The sequence below is a fragment of the Pseudoalteromonas piscicida genome, assembly GCF_002744175.1.
GTDB lineage: Bacteria > Pseudomonadota > Gammaproteobacteria > Enterobacterales > Alteromonadaceae > Pseudoalteromonas > Pseudoalteromonas piscicida_B.
Genome location: NZ_NKHF01000098.1, coordinates 52827 through 67729, shown reverse-complemented (window position 1 = coordinate 67729; position 14903 = coordinate 52827). Strand labels below are relative to the sequence as shown.

Here is a 14903-nt window from a genome sequence, read left to right as displayed (position 1 = left end):
TTGTACACACCCACTCGAAGACGCCAAAGGCTTTTCCATCTGACGGCATTGAAAACCTCGCGAGATAAACTCGCTCCCACCACACCCTTAGCAGGGTAGGAGGCGGTTCACCCGCCGATTTGTGTGCATACACCCAGTCCAAGACATTAAAGATAAAACATAAACACCTCGCGAGATAAACTCGCTCCTACCAGTCTCAGCAGGGTAGGAGGCGGTTCATCCGCCGATTTGTGTATACACACCCAGTCAAAGCTAACCTACGCTCAACACTATTATTTGCATTTAATAGGTCGCTGTTTCATAAAATCAGATGGTTTTATGAAATGAGGGCTATATGGATAATTTAATAAACGATATGATGGGGGAAAAATTGGGGGGATCGGGTGACATTTCAATTAATTGCTCTGTTGGTTATTTTTGCCTTATTTGGCACTTCAGCGACTTACCTTATTCGCTTTATGTATAGTTATTGGATTAAGAAACAGTTAAGGCCTGGATATATTATTAATGCGAGTATCTGCGCCATTTTGGTCGTGGTGGTTTCTGCCATCAATGAACTGGTTAGCTAAGAAGCCGCTCAGGTTAAAGCGGCACTTCTTGGCATTTATGGGCAATACATAGCGTCTGTACAGGCATAACAGGTTCGCAGCTTGCTGCTGGCTTCTTGCTTTTATTCTCAATCTTTTCGTTTTTTGTAATGGCAGAAACAACCGCTTCAACTTTTTGCTCATCACTGTGTTTAGTTGAATAAATAAGATACTCTCTTGGGCCACCACAAGTTAATCGCTCGCCAACACCTATCACTTTGCATTGATAGCTGGCATCACATCCGACATTTGTTTTTATATTGCTGAGTGTGAGCTCTGTATTGCTCTGAGCGGTTTGATTAGTCTGTGTCAATTGGCAGCCAGATAGGGTAGCTAGCGCCGCTGTCATGGCGAAAGAGAGAGATATAACGAGCTTCATTAATTGCCTCTAGTATGCAGAACGATTGCTATCGAGTTTAACACATTTATTTTCAACACATTGTGTAGCAGGTTCAACTAAGTGCTCGCAGATACTCATCATCTGATTTTGCATATTATAGGCTCGTTCCAGGCCTGTTATCTTGTCGGCTAATTCAGCAACATGGGCTTCATCTACTGATTGGGTTGAGTAGACGATATAGGAAGATGGGCCACCGCAAGCGCGATGACCAACCGCTATGGCTTTGCATTGGCTCGAGTCATCACAGTGTTTGTCGGATACGAGTTTCTCTAAAGACTGCTTAAGCGTTTTAATATCCGTATACTCAAGTTTCTGACCATCTTTATTTTGAATGGGTAAACTGGTTGCTTGTTCACTCGCGGGTGCAACTTTTTGTGGTTGCTTTTCGTTTTCCGCCTCTTTTTCTGGCGTGTTTTCTTGGCAGCCAAATAAAAAAATGGTTGTGAGTAAAGCTGGGATTACTTTGTTCATTATCTACTCTCCTGCTGTTTGCTAAATAAACTACGCAAATCAACATAGAATAGCAAGATCAAGCAGTCGACTACAGGATAGAGACTGCTTGACTAGACATTCTATAATCCGCCAAGCGTGAGCTTCTGTGGATCGAGCAATGTTTTTAACTCAGTTTCCGTCAACTCGGTTTGCTCGGCTGCGACTTCAATAATGGGGCGGCCTTCTTTGTAGGCAAGTTTGGCGATTTGCGCTGCTTTTTCATATCCGATCACAGGATTTAAAGCAGTGACCAAAATAGGGTTTTTTGCCAACGCCTTTTGAATATTCTGCTCATTAACGATAAAACTAGAGATAGCTTTATCTGCAAGTAATCTCGCGGTATTGGAGAGAATCTCGATGCTTTGCAAAATATTTAATGCTATTACAGGCAGCATAACATTCAGCTCAAAATTGCCAGACTGGCCTGCAACGCTAATTGTTGCATCATTACCAATGATTTGAGCACTAGCCATTGCCGCAGCTTCTGGAATTACAGGGTTTACTTTACCTGGCATAATCGATGAACCAGGTTGAAGCGCCTCAAGTTCGATTTCTCCGAGACCCGCAAGAGGCCCTGAGTTCATCCAACGTAAGTCATTGGCTATTTTCATCTGAGCAACAGCAAAGGTTTTAAGTTGTCCAGAGAGTCCCACAATCGCATCTTGTGAACCAATATGATAAAAAAAGTTGCTGCCCTTACTGAACCGGATCCCTATGTTAGTACTTAAGTTTTGGCTAAATAGCTTGGCGAATTGTGGATCGGCATTAATACCTGTACCAACCGCTGTACCGCCTTGTCCTAATTCATAGACTTTTTCTAAAGAATGCACAATTCCCTGACAGGCATTATCTACTTGGGCCTGCCAGCCACTTAATGTTTGTGCAAATGTTATTGGCATTGCATCCATCAAGTGAGTTCGGCCTGTTTTGACGTGATGTCCCACTTGCTCTGCTTTTTTCTCAATACTGCTAGATAAATGCTTGAGCGCAGGTAACAGATCATATACGGCCGTAATTGCACTACTGACGTGAATAGCTGTAGGGATCACATCGTTAGAGCTTTGACCCATGTTAACGTCATCATTAGGATGAATTGTCAGTCCGCTAAGGTCAGAGGCGAGCGTGGCTATCACTTCATTGGCATTCATATTTGAACTTGTACCTGAGCCTGTTTGAAATACGTCTACAGGAAACTGATCTAAGTGTTTCCCATCAATCAGTTGCTGGCAGGCACGCACAATGGCGTTTGCTTTATCGCTGCTAAGGTGGCCGAGAGATTGGTTGGTTTCTGCCGCTGCTTGCTTAATATAGGCTAATGCCTTGATAAAGCTGCTTGGCATCGTAATGCCACTAATTGGAAAGTTATTCACGGCACGCTGAGTTTGCGCTTTGTATAGTGCATGTTCCGGCACATCGAGCGTACCCATGCTATCAGACTCTTGGCGAAATGTGGTCATCATTGCTCCTAATGAAAAGGGTTAAACTGTTGGCAGGTTTGACATGCATCTCGTTGGATCTTTAGAAACTGTCGTGATGAGTCATGGTGGTATTTATAAAACCGCTTTAGTGCCAACAAGGGTTTGAATAATTGATCCATGCATTGTTTGCGTATGGCTGTCTCAACCAGAGGATCTGCTATGTGTTCTAATAGCTCAGACAATGTATTTTTAAGATAGAGTTCTTGCAGTAGCGGGTTGTTGTGTCGTTCGTACCATTTCGCCATATCTATACCTGCTGAAATATACTCAGCAACCAATAGAGGGGCCTCTAATTGTGGCCTCTGGCAGTGGCGGTTAAGTGTGGCGCGATAGGTTTTCAATAAAGTCGCTAGCTGCATAGTTACAAAACCAAACGGTGTAATGATAATGGTTATCATTACACCGTTTGGTTAGCAATTCAAGCTTTTGTCTTCGCTATAGCAAACATTTGTTTAGTCTCTAACCATAGCAACTCATCATGAGTCTTAAATGAATTTCAAAAGTATGAGTTAGGGCGTTATATTTAATTGTAGCCGAGGAGATACTGTTGCTCTGAATGCTCTTTCTCTTGTTCTTCGAGTTGCATTAGGTTAGCGACTTCTTGTCGGTAAGCGCGACTATTTGTGAAGGTGTGTTTACGTTTCTTCAGGACTAGTCCTTCGCTTTTAAGTTGGCTTGGCATTTGGGTGATCTCTGAAATTTTCATGCTCGCTTCTCCTCTGTGTACTCTTTAAACTTAGCAGAAGTTGTACCAAAATAAATTTCTTTCCTAATTTTAATTGCTTAGTCGAAATTTTAGCGCTTTAGCTTGCAATTAAGCTAAATCCTTGCCTCAATGAGGCGCATAATCTGATCAATGTAGTGCAAAAAACATGACCAAACCTTACTCTCAGGCGTGTGAAAATAATAAACATCCTATTTTAGAAAAGCTGAAAACTTACCTCAGTAAGCCATTAGCGGTGCTCGAAATAGGCTCTGGCACGGGCCAGCATGCAGTGCACTTCGCAGCAGCTTTACCGCATTTAACATGGCAAACGGCAGACAGAGAGGTAAATCATGCTGGGATACTTGCATGGCTGAATGACGCTGGCCTTGAAAATGTTTTACCGCCATTAGCGCTAGATTTGCAGCAAGCATGGCCAACCAATAAACGTTATGATGTGATTTATACAGCGAATACTTTGCATATCGTTTCAGCTAAATTGGTTGAGCGCTTATTCATTGGTGCAGGAGCGCACCTTAGTGAACATGGTTACCTGATTGTATATGGCCCGTTTAATTACCAGCAGCTGTTTACCAGCGACAGTAACCGTGAATTTGATGCATACTTAAAAACACAAGACGGTGACAGTGGCATTCGCGATCAAGAGTGGGTGGTTGCACTCGCGGCAGCACAAGGGTTTATACTGCAGCAAGACTATGCAATGCCAGCGAATAATCGCCTATTGGTGTTTAAACGGTAGCTTTGTGTTGCACTCAGCAAAGTAATGCTCGAGTGCATCTCCTTCGCGTTGAGTAAAGTCCTCGAGTGCACGCTGAAAGTCTGGGTGGAATAAGCGGTGGTAAGATTGCCTCCACACCGGCTCAAAACCTCGCACCAATTTATGCTCGCCTTGCGCACCTGCGTCAAATACCGCCAGTTGATTGGCGATAGCGTATTCAATACCTTGATAATAACATAGCTCAAAGTGCAGAAAGTCATAGCTATCATCGATCGCGCCCCAGTAGCGGCCATACAAAGTATCACCATCAACAAGATATAAACTGGTGGCAATGACTTCATCATCTACATAGGCACAGCATAAGCGTAGCGCATGTGGCATAGTGGTAACGACTTGCTGAAAAAAAGCATGAGACAGATAACCTTGATGTCGCGAACGTTTTAGGTAAGTCAGTCGATAGCACAGGAAAAATGCATCTAGTTGGGCTGCGCTGATCTCGCTTCCGTTAATCCACTTTATTTCGAACGCTTGCCTGTTTACAGCTTGGCGCTCTTTGAGGATCATTTTTCGTTTTCTGGATGTTAGAGTGGCAAGAAAGTCATCAAACTGAGTGTAGCCTTTGTTGTGCCAATGAAACTGAACGTTGCGACGCTGGACGAGTTGACTCTGGGCTAGATACTCGGACTCAGCCTCAGTACAAAAGTTAATATGAACCCCACTTATGCCATGTTGAGCAAGATCAGTGATGGTCGCTTCAATATACTGAAGCAAGCCATTTGATACGGCCTTGGTTAATATCCTTGGCCCTTGAGTGGGTGTAAATGGAACCCCACACAACCACTTTGGGTAGTAGTCTAGGCCATGACGCTCGTAAGCTTCTGCAAACGCCCAGTCGAATACATATTCCCCGTAAGAGTGTGACTTTACGTATCCTGGTATAATAGCAACAGGATCGCCTTGCGCAGCAATAACCAAATGGTGCGGTGCCCAACCGGTTTCTTTGGTAGTGCAACCGCTCAACTCTAATGCTGCTAACCACGCATAGCTGGTAAATACATGAGCTGGGGCAATAGAGTGCCATTGCTTCTCATTTATAGCGGTAATGCTGTTAATAAATTGATGAGTGTATTCAGTCATTATGGTTATCAAGGAACTGCATGAGTGCTTGCTCGAAGTGAGCATAATCAGGGTTAAATGTGATCCGAGCCAAAGGTTGATGTGCCGTCATATTGGCTTCATGACGTTCTCCAAAGTACACCTGCTCAGCAGTTCGACATGCAATAAACTTTTGGTCTTCCTGATGATAGCTGGTGCAATTCCGATAAGGCCCTTTGTTGCCATAAAACAGGTGTTCAGCTGGCTGCAAAATACCAATATGCGACATATCTATGATGTTATTAGCCTTTACGCTACGATAATTGCTATCGTCTATTTCTGAATACACTAATTGAGTCAGTGCTGCCTGAGGTTGCCATTTTGTCAGCAACTTGGCTGTCGCACGATTATCTATTGTGGTGTCGACATCGCTATAACTGACGAATATTGGCACCTCTGGCAGTCCCTGTAATGATTGTAATGGCGCCATGGCTTGATGTGCTAACGTGGCACCATGCCACGGAAAGGATTCGTATTTGGCAAAGTCTAAGTCCGCATCTTCATCTATCCAGTTCACAAATGGAATATAGTCTACCCACTTAGCAAGCCAAGCGTTTTTATTGTGTGGTTCAGTGGCAGGCGAGATCAAAGCTAGTGAGGTTAGATTATTGGGCTTTTGTTTGTCTATACTGGTCAGTGCAAGGGCGGCGCCAGTGGAATAACCAAGCACCGAAAACTGTTTAAAATCTTGGCTGGTTTGGGCGATGGCAAAATCAATATGTGTTTGCCAATCATCAATATCCACTTCAGTTAAATCACTTGGTGCTGTGGCGTGACCTGGCAGGAGCACCGTTCTCACATTGTATCCATGCTCGTATAGGTTAGCGGCTAAATAGTGAAAGGTGAATGGGGAGTCGGTCAGCCCATGGATCAGCAAAATGGCTTTTTCTTGATTATCATGTTCAAGCGTAAATGGCGCAACAAGATCACTTACCTTAGGGCTGCTCAGTCCGAGCAGTTTTGCCGTAGGTGTCATTAATGGGCACGGCAATGTGGCACGAGGATTACGATTTTCTATCAGTTGCTTGGTCGAACTAAGGTAGTCGTCATAACGGTTTATGTTGGTAATATCGACGCTAGTGGGACCTTTATCAATTGCTTCGCGAAATAAACCCGACTCTTTGCTCTTGGTGAATAGCGCCATATCATTTACTTGGCTAACACAGTCTTGTGCGATGACCAAAGGCGAGGTGAGCAGGCTAAAAGCAAGTACAGTGGAAGAGAAGAAGTGGCGCATATTCGGTCCTTTTAGCTGCTGGCCTATTGCAAGCAAATTTAATGCAGTAGTAAGGGATAACAGCTGCTAGAGAACAAGTTATTATCCCGAGTTCAGGTTATATAGTATAGCGAGATAAGATGACGATAAAAATGTTTAGCGGATCGGCAGCACACGCTTTGCAAATGTTTGTTTTAAAACAATTGTGGACTCAATACCACTGATCACTTTACATGCGCCCAGTTGGTGTTTGGCAAACTGTTCGTAACTGGGTAAATCTTTTGCCACGATTTCTAGTAAATAGTCATAACTGCCAGAGATCACTGAACAACTAATTACTTGGTCTTCAGATTCTACATGCTGTTCAAACAGCTGAGCGGCGGCTGCGGTGTTTTCACTCAGTTTTATGAAAGCGTACACTAAAATACTAAGGTCCACTTGAGCCCTGTCGATCGCTGCATGATAGCCTGAAATGACACCTGTATCTTGTAAGCGTTTCACTCGCCGCAAACAAGGGGTGTCAGAAAGGTTTGCTGTTTCAGCCAGTGAGGCGTTACTTAATCGCGCGTTATGCTGTAAGGCGTTGAGAAGCTGTTTGTCTTTTGTATCTAAATTTACCGACATATAGGCTATAAAATAGTGATTCTTGCTAATCAGTATCGAACTTTTAGAGAAAATTGGCAAATTATGCTCATGGTGATTTGTTAGCCTTGATCGTGGAATAATCACGAGATATGACAATGAGCCCATTAGCCGTACAATTTGATGCATGGATCCGAGGTCCATTTGTAGAGATTAACGATAAACTTGAACAGCTTTACTGGCAGCAGCAGGATAAAGCAAATGTTGAAGGCGTTGGTGAAACGCTAAAAGCACAGCTGCTAGAGGAGGGCAATTACCTGATCCAAGCACTACTTGAAGAAGGTAATACCGATGAAGGATTTGAGCAAGCTTTTGACTTACTTGGAAATGTTGGCTTATTTATGGCCGCATGCCGACGCCACGAAATTACCGAGCCGAGCCGTGAGCACGTTTCTCCCTTAAAGCAAGCCTCCGCACTGGCAATGCATATCGGTGCATCACTTGGTGTTACGCCGAGATTTGCTACGGCCCACCTTACTACTCATAACCGAGCCATTGATGGAGTGTATAAACGCTTTACTTCACACCCGGCTGAACGTCTATTTATCGACTACAACACGCAAGCTATCCTCGCATACAAGCGAGCGTCAGAGTCGCTAATGAAAGTGCACCATTTAGGAATTTCGCACCCTATGTCATTGGTGTTATTAAAGCAGGTTAAGCAGGCGCTGCTAGAGGTTATTGAGTCTAATCGAACGCTGTTCAATGTCTTAGACCCAGAAGCATTCTTTTACGTTGTACGGCCGTACTATAAGCCTTACCGTGTAGGAAAAGAAATCTATCGCGGTGCGAATGCTGGTGACTTTGCGGGCATTAATGTGATAGATATGATGCTTGGACTGTGCCCCGCGAATGACATCAGTTATGGTCAAATTTTGGTGGAAAAATTCCTTTATATGATGCCTGAGGATCAGGCAACATTACGTGAGTGTATGCGCACACCTAACCTGATGGATGCGTTCTTGGCCGCCTTAAAAGGCCCTAAGCGCGACTGGTTTACGCCTGCTGCTAACTTGTTTATACAAGTTTGTAAACTACACGGCGACACGGCGATTCAGCACCATAACCAGCTCGTTGAGAAATATATCGCCAAGCCCTCTAAAGCAATGCAACAACAACACCTAAGCAAGGTCACCGCAAGTGGGCCACCAATTGAAGTATTACTACAAGAACTCGCTGACTTACGTGACCGTAGAGCCGCGGCCGAACGCGATGATATTTTTACACGTTACCACGACTTGAAGGTACTACGTCAGGCTTTAGGAGGGCAAAATGACAGCCTATAAAGAAGACTTTCACCTAGCATCAGGCCATTACTTACTTAGTCACTCGGTTGGTCGTATGCTCAAAACAGCCCAAACAGACTTTGTTGAGCAGTTTATGTTGCCATGGCAGCAGCAAAACCAGGAACCTTGGCAGCAGTGGTTAGGAGGCATTGAGCGCTTCACTGCCATACTTGCTGAGCTTTTGCACTCCGAAGCGAGATTATTTTGTCCGCAGACAAACCTATCCAGTGGATTAACTAAGTGGGCTATGAGTTTGCCGGAGAGCGGGATCAGAAAAGTTCGAGTTCTGATGAGTGAACAGGACTTTCCGAGTATGGGGTTTGCATTGCAAAATGCACTGGATAATATCGACATTGTGTATATTCCTGAATCTCTCAATATGCATGACCCAGCAGTGTGGCAGCAATATATAGACGACAAGATTGACTGGGTGTTTGTGAGCCACGTGTACTCAAATAGCGGCCAGCAGGCGCCGGTTTCTCAAATTATTCATTACGCAAAACAACATGGCTGCCGCACCATCGTCGATATAGCACAGTCGCTAAGCGTATTACCTATTAACTTGAGTGAATGGGATGCCGATTGTGTAATTGGTTCCTGCGTTAAATGGAGCTGTGCAGGTCCGGGGGCCGGCTTTATTTGGGTGAATAAAACTATCTTGCCGTATTGCGAACCAAAAGATGTTGGCTGGTTTTCGCACCAAAATCCTTTCGAGTTCGACATTCATCATTTTGAACCTAATGAAAGTGCGCTGCGTTTTTGGGGAGGAACCCCCAGCGTGGCGCCTTATATCTATGCGGGCCACAGCTTAGGTTATTTTGCAGCTGTTGGTGTAAAGGCGGTACGCGAACACAATTTTGGTTTGCTAACCAAGCTGCAAGCAGCGTTGCCAGAGTTTTACCGCTCCCCGATTCAAGAAGATACTTGTTCAGGAACCGCTATTTTAGATTTTGGGCCTTATCATGATGAGATTAAAGCACGTCTCAAGCGCGCAAGTATCGCTGTTGATAATCGTCGTTACGGGATCCGTGTTTCACCTCACGTATATAACGATCAAGAAGATATTGAGGCGCTGGTTGAGGTTGTTAAAAACGGCTAATGGCCGAGGCCTAAGGCTCTTTTGGTTTTCTTCTTTACCGAGCGCCAATGTGTCATTGGTTGCTTGGGCGCGTTTGCTATTAATGCGTCAAAATCAATGTCGCTAACAGGGACTTCCCCTTGGTGCGCTAAAATTAATGAGTGTGGCTGTAACGCTTTCACTTTAGCGAGAGATAAGCGATATAGCCGAGGATAGAATACGGGAAAAGGCGCAACATATTGCCCTTTCACCTTGACCGTCAGATCTGCGACATACATTCGTCCACTTGGTTGATGAAGTAAGCTAATGTCTCTATCTGTGTGGCCTGGAGTATGAATGGCTTGCCATTCGTCAAAGTAAGGTAAGTTATCGCCGTCGGCCAAGAAAAAGTCTGGTGCTAAACGTCTTGGATACCATAAGTTGCGCTTGGGTTTACGCTTTCTTCCTGCAACCCACAGTGCTAACGCCATATCCGATAGGTGCATCATGATACCATCAATACCACGATACCACTGACTAGGGGCATTTGCAGTTGCTATTTTGGCGCCTGTTCGGACTCTGAGTCGGTGGGCTCCGCCAGCATGATCTGGGTGCATATGAGTCACAACAATAAGCTTAAGTGCACTGAGCGGCTTTTGAAGTTGTTGAATAAAGTTGCAGACCAAGTCAACGTCTGCACGACAGCAACCATCTAGCAATAGCAGGTCAGTGCCGTGTTCAACTAAATAGATATGTTGAATATATCCTTCTAAGATATGGATCTTCATTGTTTGCCGTGCTCATTTTCCCAATCAGATCTCAACATAGCACAGGTTAAAGACATCTGACCAGTTATGAGATTGGTAAATTACAGGCATAAAAAAACCGCAATTAAGCGGTTTCTTCACAAGTGATGGCGGAGGGGGAGGGATTCGAACCCTCGATAGGGCTACAAACCCTATACTCCCTTAGCAGGGGAGCGCCTTCAGCCACTCGGCCACCTCTCCGACGCAATACTTTAAAAATGGCGGAGAGATAGGGATTTGAACCCTAGATACGCTATTAACGTATGCCGGTTTTCAAGACCGGTGCTTTCAACCACTCAGCCATCTCTCCATGGGCAAAGATAATACTTAGCGATTTAGGCGCTGTAAACCGTTTTTAAACTGTTTGCTTAAAAAATGTGCTAAAAGTGTGGTTTTTTTAAAATTGTGCGAGAAATTAGCGGCTTGAAAGGTATATTTTGAACAAAAATGCTGGTTGCTTTGGTGGTTTTATGGTCTATTGGAAGGCGCTGACAGGAGCATGGTGGGTTGGGGCACCATGCTCCGTGCAGACTTACTTATACATAATCACGTCTTTTAACGCTAAGTGTTGACCACATACAGCCAACCATTTCGTCCAGTTAATACGACGTTTAGCAGGCTTTGTTTCGTTAAATGTGTTTTGTGATGGGCTGCAAGGCGCAGCTGAATTAAGCATGTCTGACTCCTAATTTGGTTTAATTGAAAACAAGGCTATTTTGCACGCAATTTGTTTAATTTTAAAACGATAAAAATTGTGTTTTTCAGATTAAAATAACTAATGGATTAATGTGTTGTTCATCCTGAGGTATAGCGTTGTTTTGCATGGTTATGCGTTGTTGTATCATAGGTGTTTTTTTATAACTTTATATAAAACAATGTGTTGTGCATTTTGTTGATTTGGTTCGATTGTTTGTGTGGTTTTTTATTCATATAAACTGATTTTTTGAATTTAAGGGGTTTTATGCTGGTGGTAGTTAACCCGTTAGCTGGGGCTGAGGGCAAAACACAAAGCGCGTGGTTAGCGCAGCAATTACAGCAAAAAAAGTGGATGGCAACGTGGTTTTATACCACTGGAAATTTTGTCGCTGATCGGGCGGCTATTACTCAGGCTGCGACAATGCACAAGAGCGTGGTTGTTATTGGAGGGGATGGGACTTTGCACTTGGTCGCCAACGCTATCGCGGAGCTGACCAATACCTTAGCTCTCTTGCCAGCTGGCACAGGAAACGACTTCGCTCGGCAGTTTACATATTCAAATGAACAGTGGCGTGCGGCGGTCTTTTCAGACCAAGTGGTCAGTATTGATCTTGGAAAAATTGCAGAGCGCTGGTTTGTTAATGTTGCAGGGATCGGCTTTAATGCACATGTCATGAATAATTTAGGGCAAAAAAAGCGCCTAGGTAAGTTGAGCTATACTTGCGCGGGGCTAATGTCATTGTTTACGGCTAAGCCAATCCACTACGAGATGCCAGAATGGCCAAATACAGGAATGATGCTACTACTTGCCAATGGCAAACATTTTGGCGCTGGATTGACTCCTGCACCGATGGCGCGTCTTGACGATGGCAGGTTGGAACTATTGTGGTTTACTCCGGGTAATCATTGGCAGCGGGTGATGTTGTTTATCAAAATGATTTTCAAGCGCCATATGAATGATAGAGGCCTACACCACAAGCGAGTTAGCGTTTTGCATATTGCTCAACCAGGATACGATGTAGAAGCCGATGGAGAGCTGATAGGGCAGACTCCAGTTACGATAACGTGTCATCGTCAGGTGCTGAACATAAAAAAAGCGCCATTATAAAATGGCGCTAAAAAGTAAGAAGCTAAAGCATTGGTAAGACTTCAACTTCTAACTGGGGACCGAATGGCCAGCCATGCATAAATGCGATTTAGCGGTGTTAACACAATCGCGTTACCTAGGATGACCAAAATAAATCCAATAAAGGTATTTTGTTGCCATTCAAAGCCTTCAAATAAAGTACTCAAAGCCACGGCAACAAACGGAAATAAAACAATCAAATAACTGGCTTTCTCTGGCCCTATATTTTTGAGCAAAGAGAAGTAGCAGCCAAAGGCAATAACTGTCCCAAACACACTCAGATAAATGAGAGACCACCAATAGGAAGCAGGTGCTTGGTTGACAAATTGATGTTCGCTGAAAGCAATATAGGTCGCGAGCATGATAGCGCTGTAAAGCATACCCCATGCATTTCCTGCCATTACATCAATTTGCTGGTTTGAGTTGCGTACGCTTACCATGTTTCCGAGCGAAGCAACCACTGTTCCCAATAAAGCTAATGATAACCCCATGAAGGCCTCGCTTTGCAAATCAAATGCGACCAAGTCGTGCCAAAACAAGCTGACTATCCCAAGCGTGCCTAGGGACGCACCAAAGTAGATCCTTTTGGCAATAGGTTTAGCAAAAAACAGTTTGGTATTAACGATGTTTACAACTAGCAGCAAAGAAAACGCGATTGAAGCCATTGCTGAAGTCAAATGTGCTTGAGCCCAGTATAAGAAAAGGTAGTTGGCGCCAAAGTTACACAACGCAAGTAGGACAAAAAAACCATGATCGCGACGGCAAAATCGCATGGGTAAGCGCTTATAAAGTACAAAAGCCCACATACAGATAGCAGCAAGACCAAAACGATAAAATAGCGAAACAAACTCATTGATGCTGCCAAGTTGATACTCGATAGCAAGCCAGGTTGATCCCCATATCAGCACAGTAATGGTGTAAAGAAAAAGATTTTTCATGATCGGCTCTAGGTTAAAACAGCAGTAGAAGTGTGTAGTGTACGCTGTTATTCTGTATAAGCTATATACAGAATTTGCTATTTTATACCTATACAGATTATTTTATTTATGAGCACAGTGATACAGCGAAAACAGTCTGCCTTTTTATACCAACAGGTGATCCAGATGATCTTGTCGATGGCGGAGCAAGAATCTATCTTACCAGGAGAGAAGCTACCGTCTCTTCGGGTAATGGCACAAAACCTGAGCGTCAGTATTCCTACGGTAAAACAGGCTTATCAAGCGCTTGAAGACCAAGGCAAAGTGATTGCCAAAGAAAAGTCTGGGTACTTTTTATGTGAGCGCGCCTCTCATCACGACTCACCAAAGCGGGCGAGGTTGCCAGCAAAGCCTGTGGTCGTCAATAAGCAAGCATTGATAGAGCAAGTCTATAAAGGGATCCACCAACCACATACTATTCCCCTCGGCATTGCTAACCCGATTGCCATTGCTGGTACGGAGCAGGTACTTGCTAAAATTATGCGCCGTGCGATGAAAGAGGCGGGTCATGAGCTTATTAATTATGGGCCTATGGATGGCCTAGATAGCTTGAAAAAGCAAATTGTACGTCGTTATCTGGACATGGGGTTGGCCATAGATATGGATGAGGTGGTGATCACTAACGGCGCTCAAGAAGCATTGGCCATTGCACTTCAGGCAGTGACGAAGCCTGGCGATGTTATTGCAATAGAATCTCCCTGTTATTTTGGCATTGTTGAATTAGCCGAAAATCTTGGGCTTAAAGCCATCGAAATACCTGTGTGTCCAGATGACGGTATTTGGCTTAACGATTTAGCGCGTGCACTTGAAAAGCATGATATTCGCGCCTGTGTGTTTTCTACCAGTATTAATAATCCGCTGGGTAGCTTTATGCCAGATTCAAGGCGTGCGCAGCTAGTGGCGCTGCTAGAGCAACGTGGCGTGGTGTTAATAGAAGATGATGTGTATGGTGATTTGTATTTTACTGAGCAACGAGGCATGCCCGCACAAGCATTTAGCCAAAGTGGCTTAGTGATCACTTGTGCTTCGTTTTCAAAAACTGCAGCACCTAGCTATCGAGTGGGTTGGATGGTCGCCGGTCAATTCAGTGCAAAGGCAAAGCGTATAAAGCGTGCGCTGAGTTGCTCTTCTTCTTTAATGAATCAATGGGCGCTTGCCGACTTTCTTAGCTCCGGTGGTTACGAGCGACACTTAAAGCTAGTGCGTAAACGGCTAATTGAAAATCGTGATCGGATGATCCATGCTGTCAACGCGGCATTTGGCGATGAGGTGCGAGTAAGCCGTCCACAGGGAGGTTGTGTGCTATGGCTGGATTTAGGAAAGCAGGTAGATGGAGCGTTACTATTTCAGCGGGCGCTAGAAGCGGGTATAAGCATTACACCTGGAACTTTATTTAGTGCGAGTAAGAAGTATCAGAGCTGCATCCGTATTAGTTATGGTCTACCTTGGGACGACTCAGTTGAGCAGGCGATTGAAACGCTCGGAAAGCTTGCACAAGCGCAAAGAAAAGGCTTGGCATAGCCAAGCCTTAAACTGCAGCGAT

Annotated in this window: 17 protein-coding genes and 2 tRNA genes; 6 read left to right on the top strand and 13 right to left on the bottom strand. The window is 44.3% G+C overall.

Going from position 1 to position 14903, the window contains the following annotated elements; all coding sequences use genetic code 11:
* Positions 1-383: 383 nt before the first annotated feature.
* On the top strand, positions 384-569 hold the full coding sequence (locus CEX98_RS19660; RefSeq protein WP_099643700.1) for a hypothetical protein: 186 nt from the start codon (positions 384-386) through the stop codon (positions 567-569).
* 13 nt (positions 570-582) lie between these two features.
* Here CEX98_RS19660 and CEX98_RS19655 read toward each other — a convergent pair whose 3' ends face one another.
* The 5 genes from CEX98_RS19655 to CEX98_RS19635 all read right to left on the bottom strand — a co-directional run bounded on the left by CEX98_RS19655 (position 583) and on the right by CEX98_RS19635 (position 3663).
* Positions 583-966, bottom strand: coding sequence for a hypothetical protein (locus CEX98_RS19655; protein ID WP_099643699.1), 384 nt, complete (start codon positions 964-966; stop codon positions 583-585).
* Positions 967-975: 9 nt separating this feature from the next.
* Positions 976-1458 (bottom strand): hypothetical protein, encoded by a 483-nt coding sequence (locus CEX98_RS19650; protein WP_099643698.1) that lies wholly within the window; start codon positions 1456-1458, stop codon positions 976-978.
* A 101-nt stretch (positions 1459-1559) separates the two neighbouring features.
* Positions 1560-2936, bottom strand: coding sequence for a class II fumarate hydratase (locus tag CEX98_RS19645; RefSeq protein WP_099643697.1), 1377 nt, complete (start codon positions 2934-2936; stop codon positions 1560-1562).
* Between the two features lie 8 nt (positions 2937-2944).
* A complete protein-coding gene (locus CEX98_RS19640) occupies positions 2945-3355 on the bottom strand; it encodes a hypothetical protein (RefSeq protein WP_099643696.1) in 411 nt (136 codons plus the stop codon).
* Positions 3356-3480: 125 nt separating this feature from the next.
* The gene (locus tag CEX98_RS19635; protein ID WP_099643695.1) at positions 3481-3663 is read right to left on the bottom strand and encodes a hypothetical protein; all 183 of its coding nucleotides are present in this window, start codon (positions 3661-3663) and stop codon (positions 3481-3483) included.
* Between the two features lie 166 nt (positions 3664-3829).
* Here CEX98_RS19635 and CEX98_RS19630 point away from each other — a divergent pair, with 166 nt between their 5' ends.
* On the top strand, positions 3830-4420 hold the full coding sequence (locus CEX98_RS19630; protein ID WP_099643694.1) for a DUF938 domain-containing protein: 591 nt from the start codon (positions 3830-3832) through the stop codon (positions 4418-4420).
* Here CEX98_RS19630 and CEX98_RS19625 read toward each other — a convergent pair.
* The 3 genes from CEX98_RS19625 to CEX98_RS19615 all read right to left on the bottom strand — a co-directional run bounded on the left by CEX98_RS19625 (position 4400) and on the right by CEX98_RS19615 (position 7394).
* Entirely contained in the window at positions 4400-5536 is a 1137-nt protein-coding gene (locus CEX98_RS19625; protein WP_099643693.1) for a GNAT family N-acetyltransferase, read from the bottom strand. The two genes, CEX98_RS19630 and CEX98_RS19625, sit on opposite strands and share 21 nt — an antisense overlap.
* Complete coding sequence (locus tag CEX98_RS19620; protein ID WP_099643692.1) at positions 5529-6791, bottom strand: alpha/beta hydrolase; 1263 nt, start codon at positions 6789-6791, stop codon at positions 5529-5531. The genes CEX98_RS19625 and CEX98_RS19620 overlap by 8 nt, the downstream gene beginning before the upstream one ends.
* A gap of 135 nt (positions 6792-6926) precedes the next feature.
* A complete protein-coding gene (locus CEX98_RS19615) occupies positions 6927-7394 on the bottom strand; it encodes an Lrp/AsnC family transcriptional regulator (RefSeq protein ID WP_172439811.1) in 468 nt (155 codons plus the stop codon).
* Between the two features lie 116 nt (positions 7395-7510).
* Between CEX98_RS19615 and CEX98_RS19610 the strand changes: the two genes are divergently transcribed.
* Both CEX98_RS19610 and CEX98_RS19605 read left to right on the top strand, forming a co-directional pair.
* Positions 7511-8698 (top strand): PrnB family protein, encoded by a 1188-nt coding sequence (locus CEX98_RS19610; protein WP_099643690.1) that lies wholly within the window; start codon positions 7511-7513, stop codon positions 8696-8698.
* A complete protein-coding gene (locus tag CEX98_RS19605; RefSeq protein ID WP_099643689.1) occupies positions 8685-9797 on the top strand; it encodes an aminotransferase class V-fold PLP-dependent enzyme in 1113 nt (370 codons plus the stop codon). The genes CEX98_RS19610 and CEX98_RS19605 overlap by 14 nt, the downstream gene beginning before the upstream one ends.
* Here the strand turns inward: CEX98_RS19605 and CEX98_RS19600 are convergent.
* The 4 genes from CEX98_RS19600 to CEX98_RS22950 form a co-directional block, all read right to left on the bottom strand.
* Positions 9794-10543, bottom strand: coding sequence for an MBL fold metallo-hydrolase (locus CEX98_RS19600; protein WP_099643688.1), 750 nt, complete (start codon positions 10541-10543; stop codon positions 9794-9796). The two genes, CEX98_RS19605 and CEX98_RS19600, sit on opposite strands and share 4 nt — an antisense overlap.
* Before the next feature lie 126 nt (positions 10544-10669).
* Positions 10670-10762 (bottom strand) — tRNA-Ser (locus CEX98_RS19595).
* Between the two features lie 18 nt (positions 10763-10780).
* Positions 10781-10871: transfer RNA gene (locus CEX98_RS19590), tRNA-Ser, on the bottom strand.
* 222 nt (positions 10872-11093) lie between these two features.
* Positions 11094-11237, bottom strand: coding sequence for a hypothetical protein (locus CEX98_RS22950; protein ID WP_172439810.1), 144 nt, complete (start codon positions 11235-11237; stop codon positions 11094-11096).
* A gap of 285 nt (positions 11238-11522) precedes the next feature.
* Here CEX98_RS22950 and CEX98_RS19585 point away from each other — a divergent pair, with 285 nt between their 5' ends.
* A complete protein-coding gene (locus CEX98_RS19585; RefSeq protein WP_099643687.1) occupies positions 11523-12365 on the top strand; it encodes a diacylglycerol/lipid kinase family protein in 843 nt (280 codons plus the stop codon).
* Between the two features lie 41 nt (positions 12366-12406).
* Here CEX98_RS19585 and CEX98_RS19580 read toward each other — a convergent pair whose 3' ends face one another.
* The gene (locus tag CEX98_RS19580; protein WP_099643686.1) at positions 12407-13321 is read right to left on the bottom strand and encodes a DMT family transporter; all 915 of its coding nucleotides are present in this window, start codon (positions 13319-13321) and stop codon (positions 12407-12409) included.
* 108 nt (positions 13322-13429) lie between these two features.
* On the opposite strand from CEX98_RS19580, the gene CEX98_RS19575 reads away from it, so the two are divergent.
* Positions 13430-14881: a PLP-dependent aminotransferase family protein gene (locus CEX98_RS19575; RefSeq protein WP_431520167.1), complete on the top strand. Its 1452-nt coding sequence runs from the start codon at positions 13430-13432 to the stop codon at positions 14879-14881.
* Positions 14882-14903 lie beyond the last annotated feature (22 nt).

What these genes read in the sequence shown, in the direction of transcription:
- CEX98_RS19580 (WP_099643686.1), bottom strand. Translation starts at nt 13,321, where the DNA reads ATGAAAAATCTTTTTCTTTACACCATTACTGTGCTGATATGGGGATCA.
- CEX98_RS19575 (WP_431520167.1), top strand. Translation starts at nt 13,430, where the DNA reads ATGAGCACAGTGATACAGCGAAAACAGTCTGCCTTTTTATACCAACAG.
- CEX98_RS19645 (WP_099643697.1), bottom strand. Translation starts at nt 2,936, where the DNA reads ATGACCACATTTCGCCAAGAGTCTGATAGCATGGGTACGCTCGATGTG.
- CEX98_RS22950 (WP_172439810.1), bottom strand. Translation starts at nt 11,237, where the DNA reads ATGCTTAATTCAGCTGCGCCTTGCAGCCCATCACAAAACACATTTAAC.
- CEX98_RS19600 (WP_099643688.1), bottom strand. Translation starts at nt 10,543, where the DNA reads ATGAAGATCCATATCTTAGAAGGATATATTCAACATATCTATTTAGTT.
- CEX98_RS19655 (WP_099643699.1), bottom strand. Translation starts at nt 966, where the DNA reads ATGAAGCTCGTTATATCTCTCTCTTTCGCCATGACAGCGGCGCTAGCT.
- CEX98_RS19625 (WP_099643693.1), bottom strand. Translation starts at nt 5,536, where the DNA reads ATGACTGAATACACTCATCAATTTATTAACAGCATTACCGCTATAAAT.
- CEX98_RS19610 (WP_099643690.1), top strand. Translation starts at nt 7,511, where the DNA reads ATGAGCCCATTAGCCGTACAATTTGATGCATGGATCCGAGGTCCATTT.
- CEX98_RS19605 (WP_099643689.1), top strand. Translation starts at nt 8,685, where the DNA reads ATGACAGCCTATAAAGAAGACTTTCACCTAGCATCAGGCCATTACTTA.
- CEX98_RS19615 (WP_172439811.1), bottom strand. Translation starts at nt 7,394, where the DNA reads ATGTCGGTAAATTTAGATACAAAAGACAAACAGCTTCTCAACGCCTTA.
- CEX98_RS19635 (WP_099643695.1), bottom strand. Translation starts at nt 3,663, where the DNA reads ATGAAAATTTCAGAGATCACCCAAATGCCAAGCCAACTTAAAAGCGAA.
- CEX98_RS19650 (WP_099643698.1), bottom strand. Translation starts at nt 1,458, where the DNA reads ATGAACAAAGTAATCCCAGCTTTACTCACAACCATTTTTTTATTTGGC.
- CEX98_RS19585 (WP_099643687.1), top strand. Translation starts at nt 11,523, where the DNA reads ATGCTGGTGGTAGTTAACCCGTTAGCTGGGGCTGAGGGCAAAACACAA.
- CEX98_RS19630 (WP_099643694.1), top strand. Translation starts at nt 3,830, where the DNA reads ATGACCAAACCTTACTCTCAGGCGTGTGAAAATAATAAACATCCTATT.
- CEX98_RS19640 (WP_099643696.1), bottom strand. Translation starts at nt 3,355, where the DNA reads ATGATAACCATTATCATTACACCGTTTGGTTTTGTAACTATGCAGCTA.
- CEX98_RS19620 (WP_099643692.1), bottom strand. Translation starts at nt 6,791, where the DNA reads ATGCGCCACTTCTTCTCTTCCACTGTACTTGCTTTTAGCCTGCTCACC.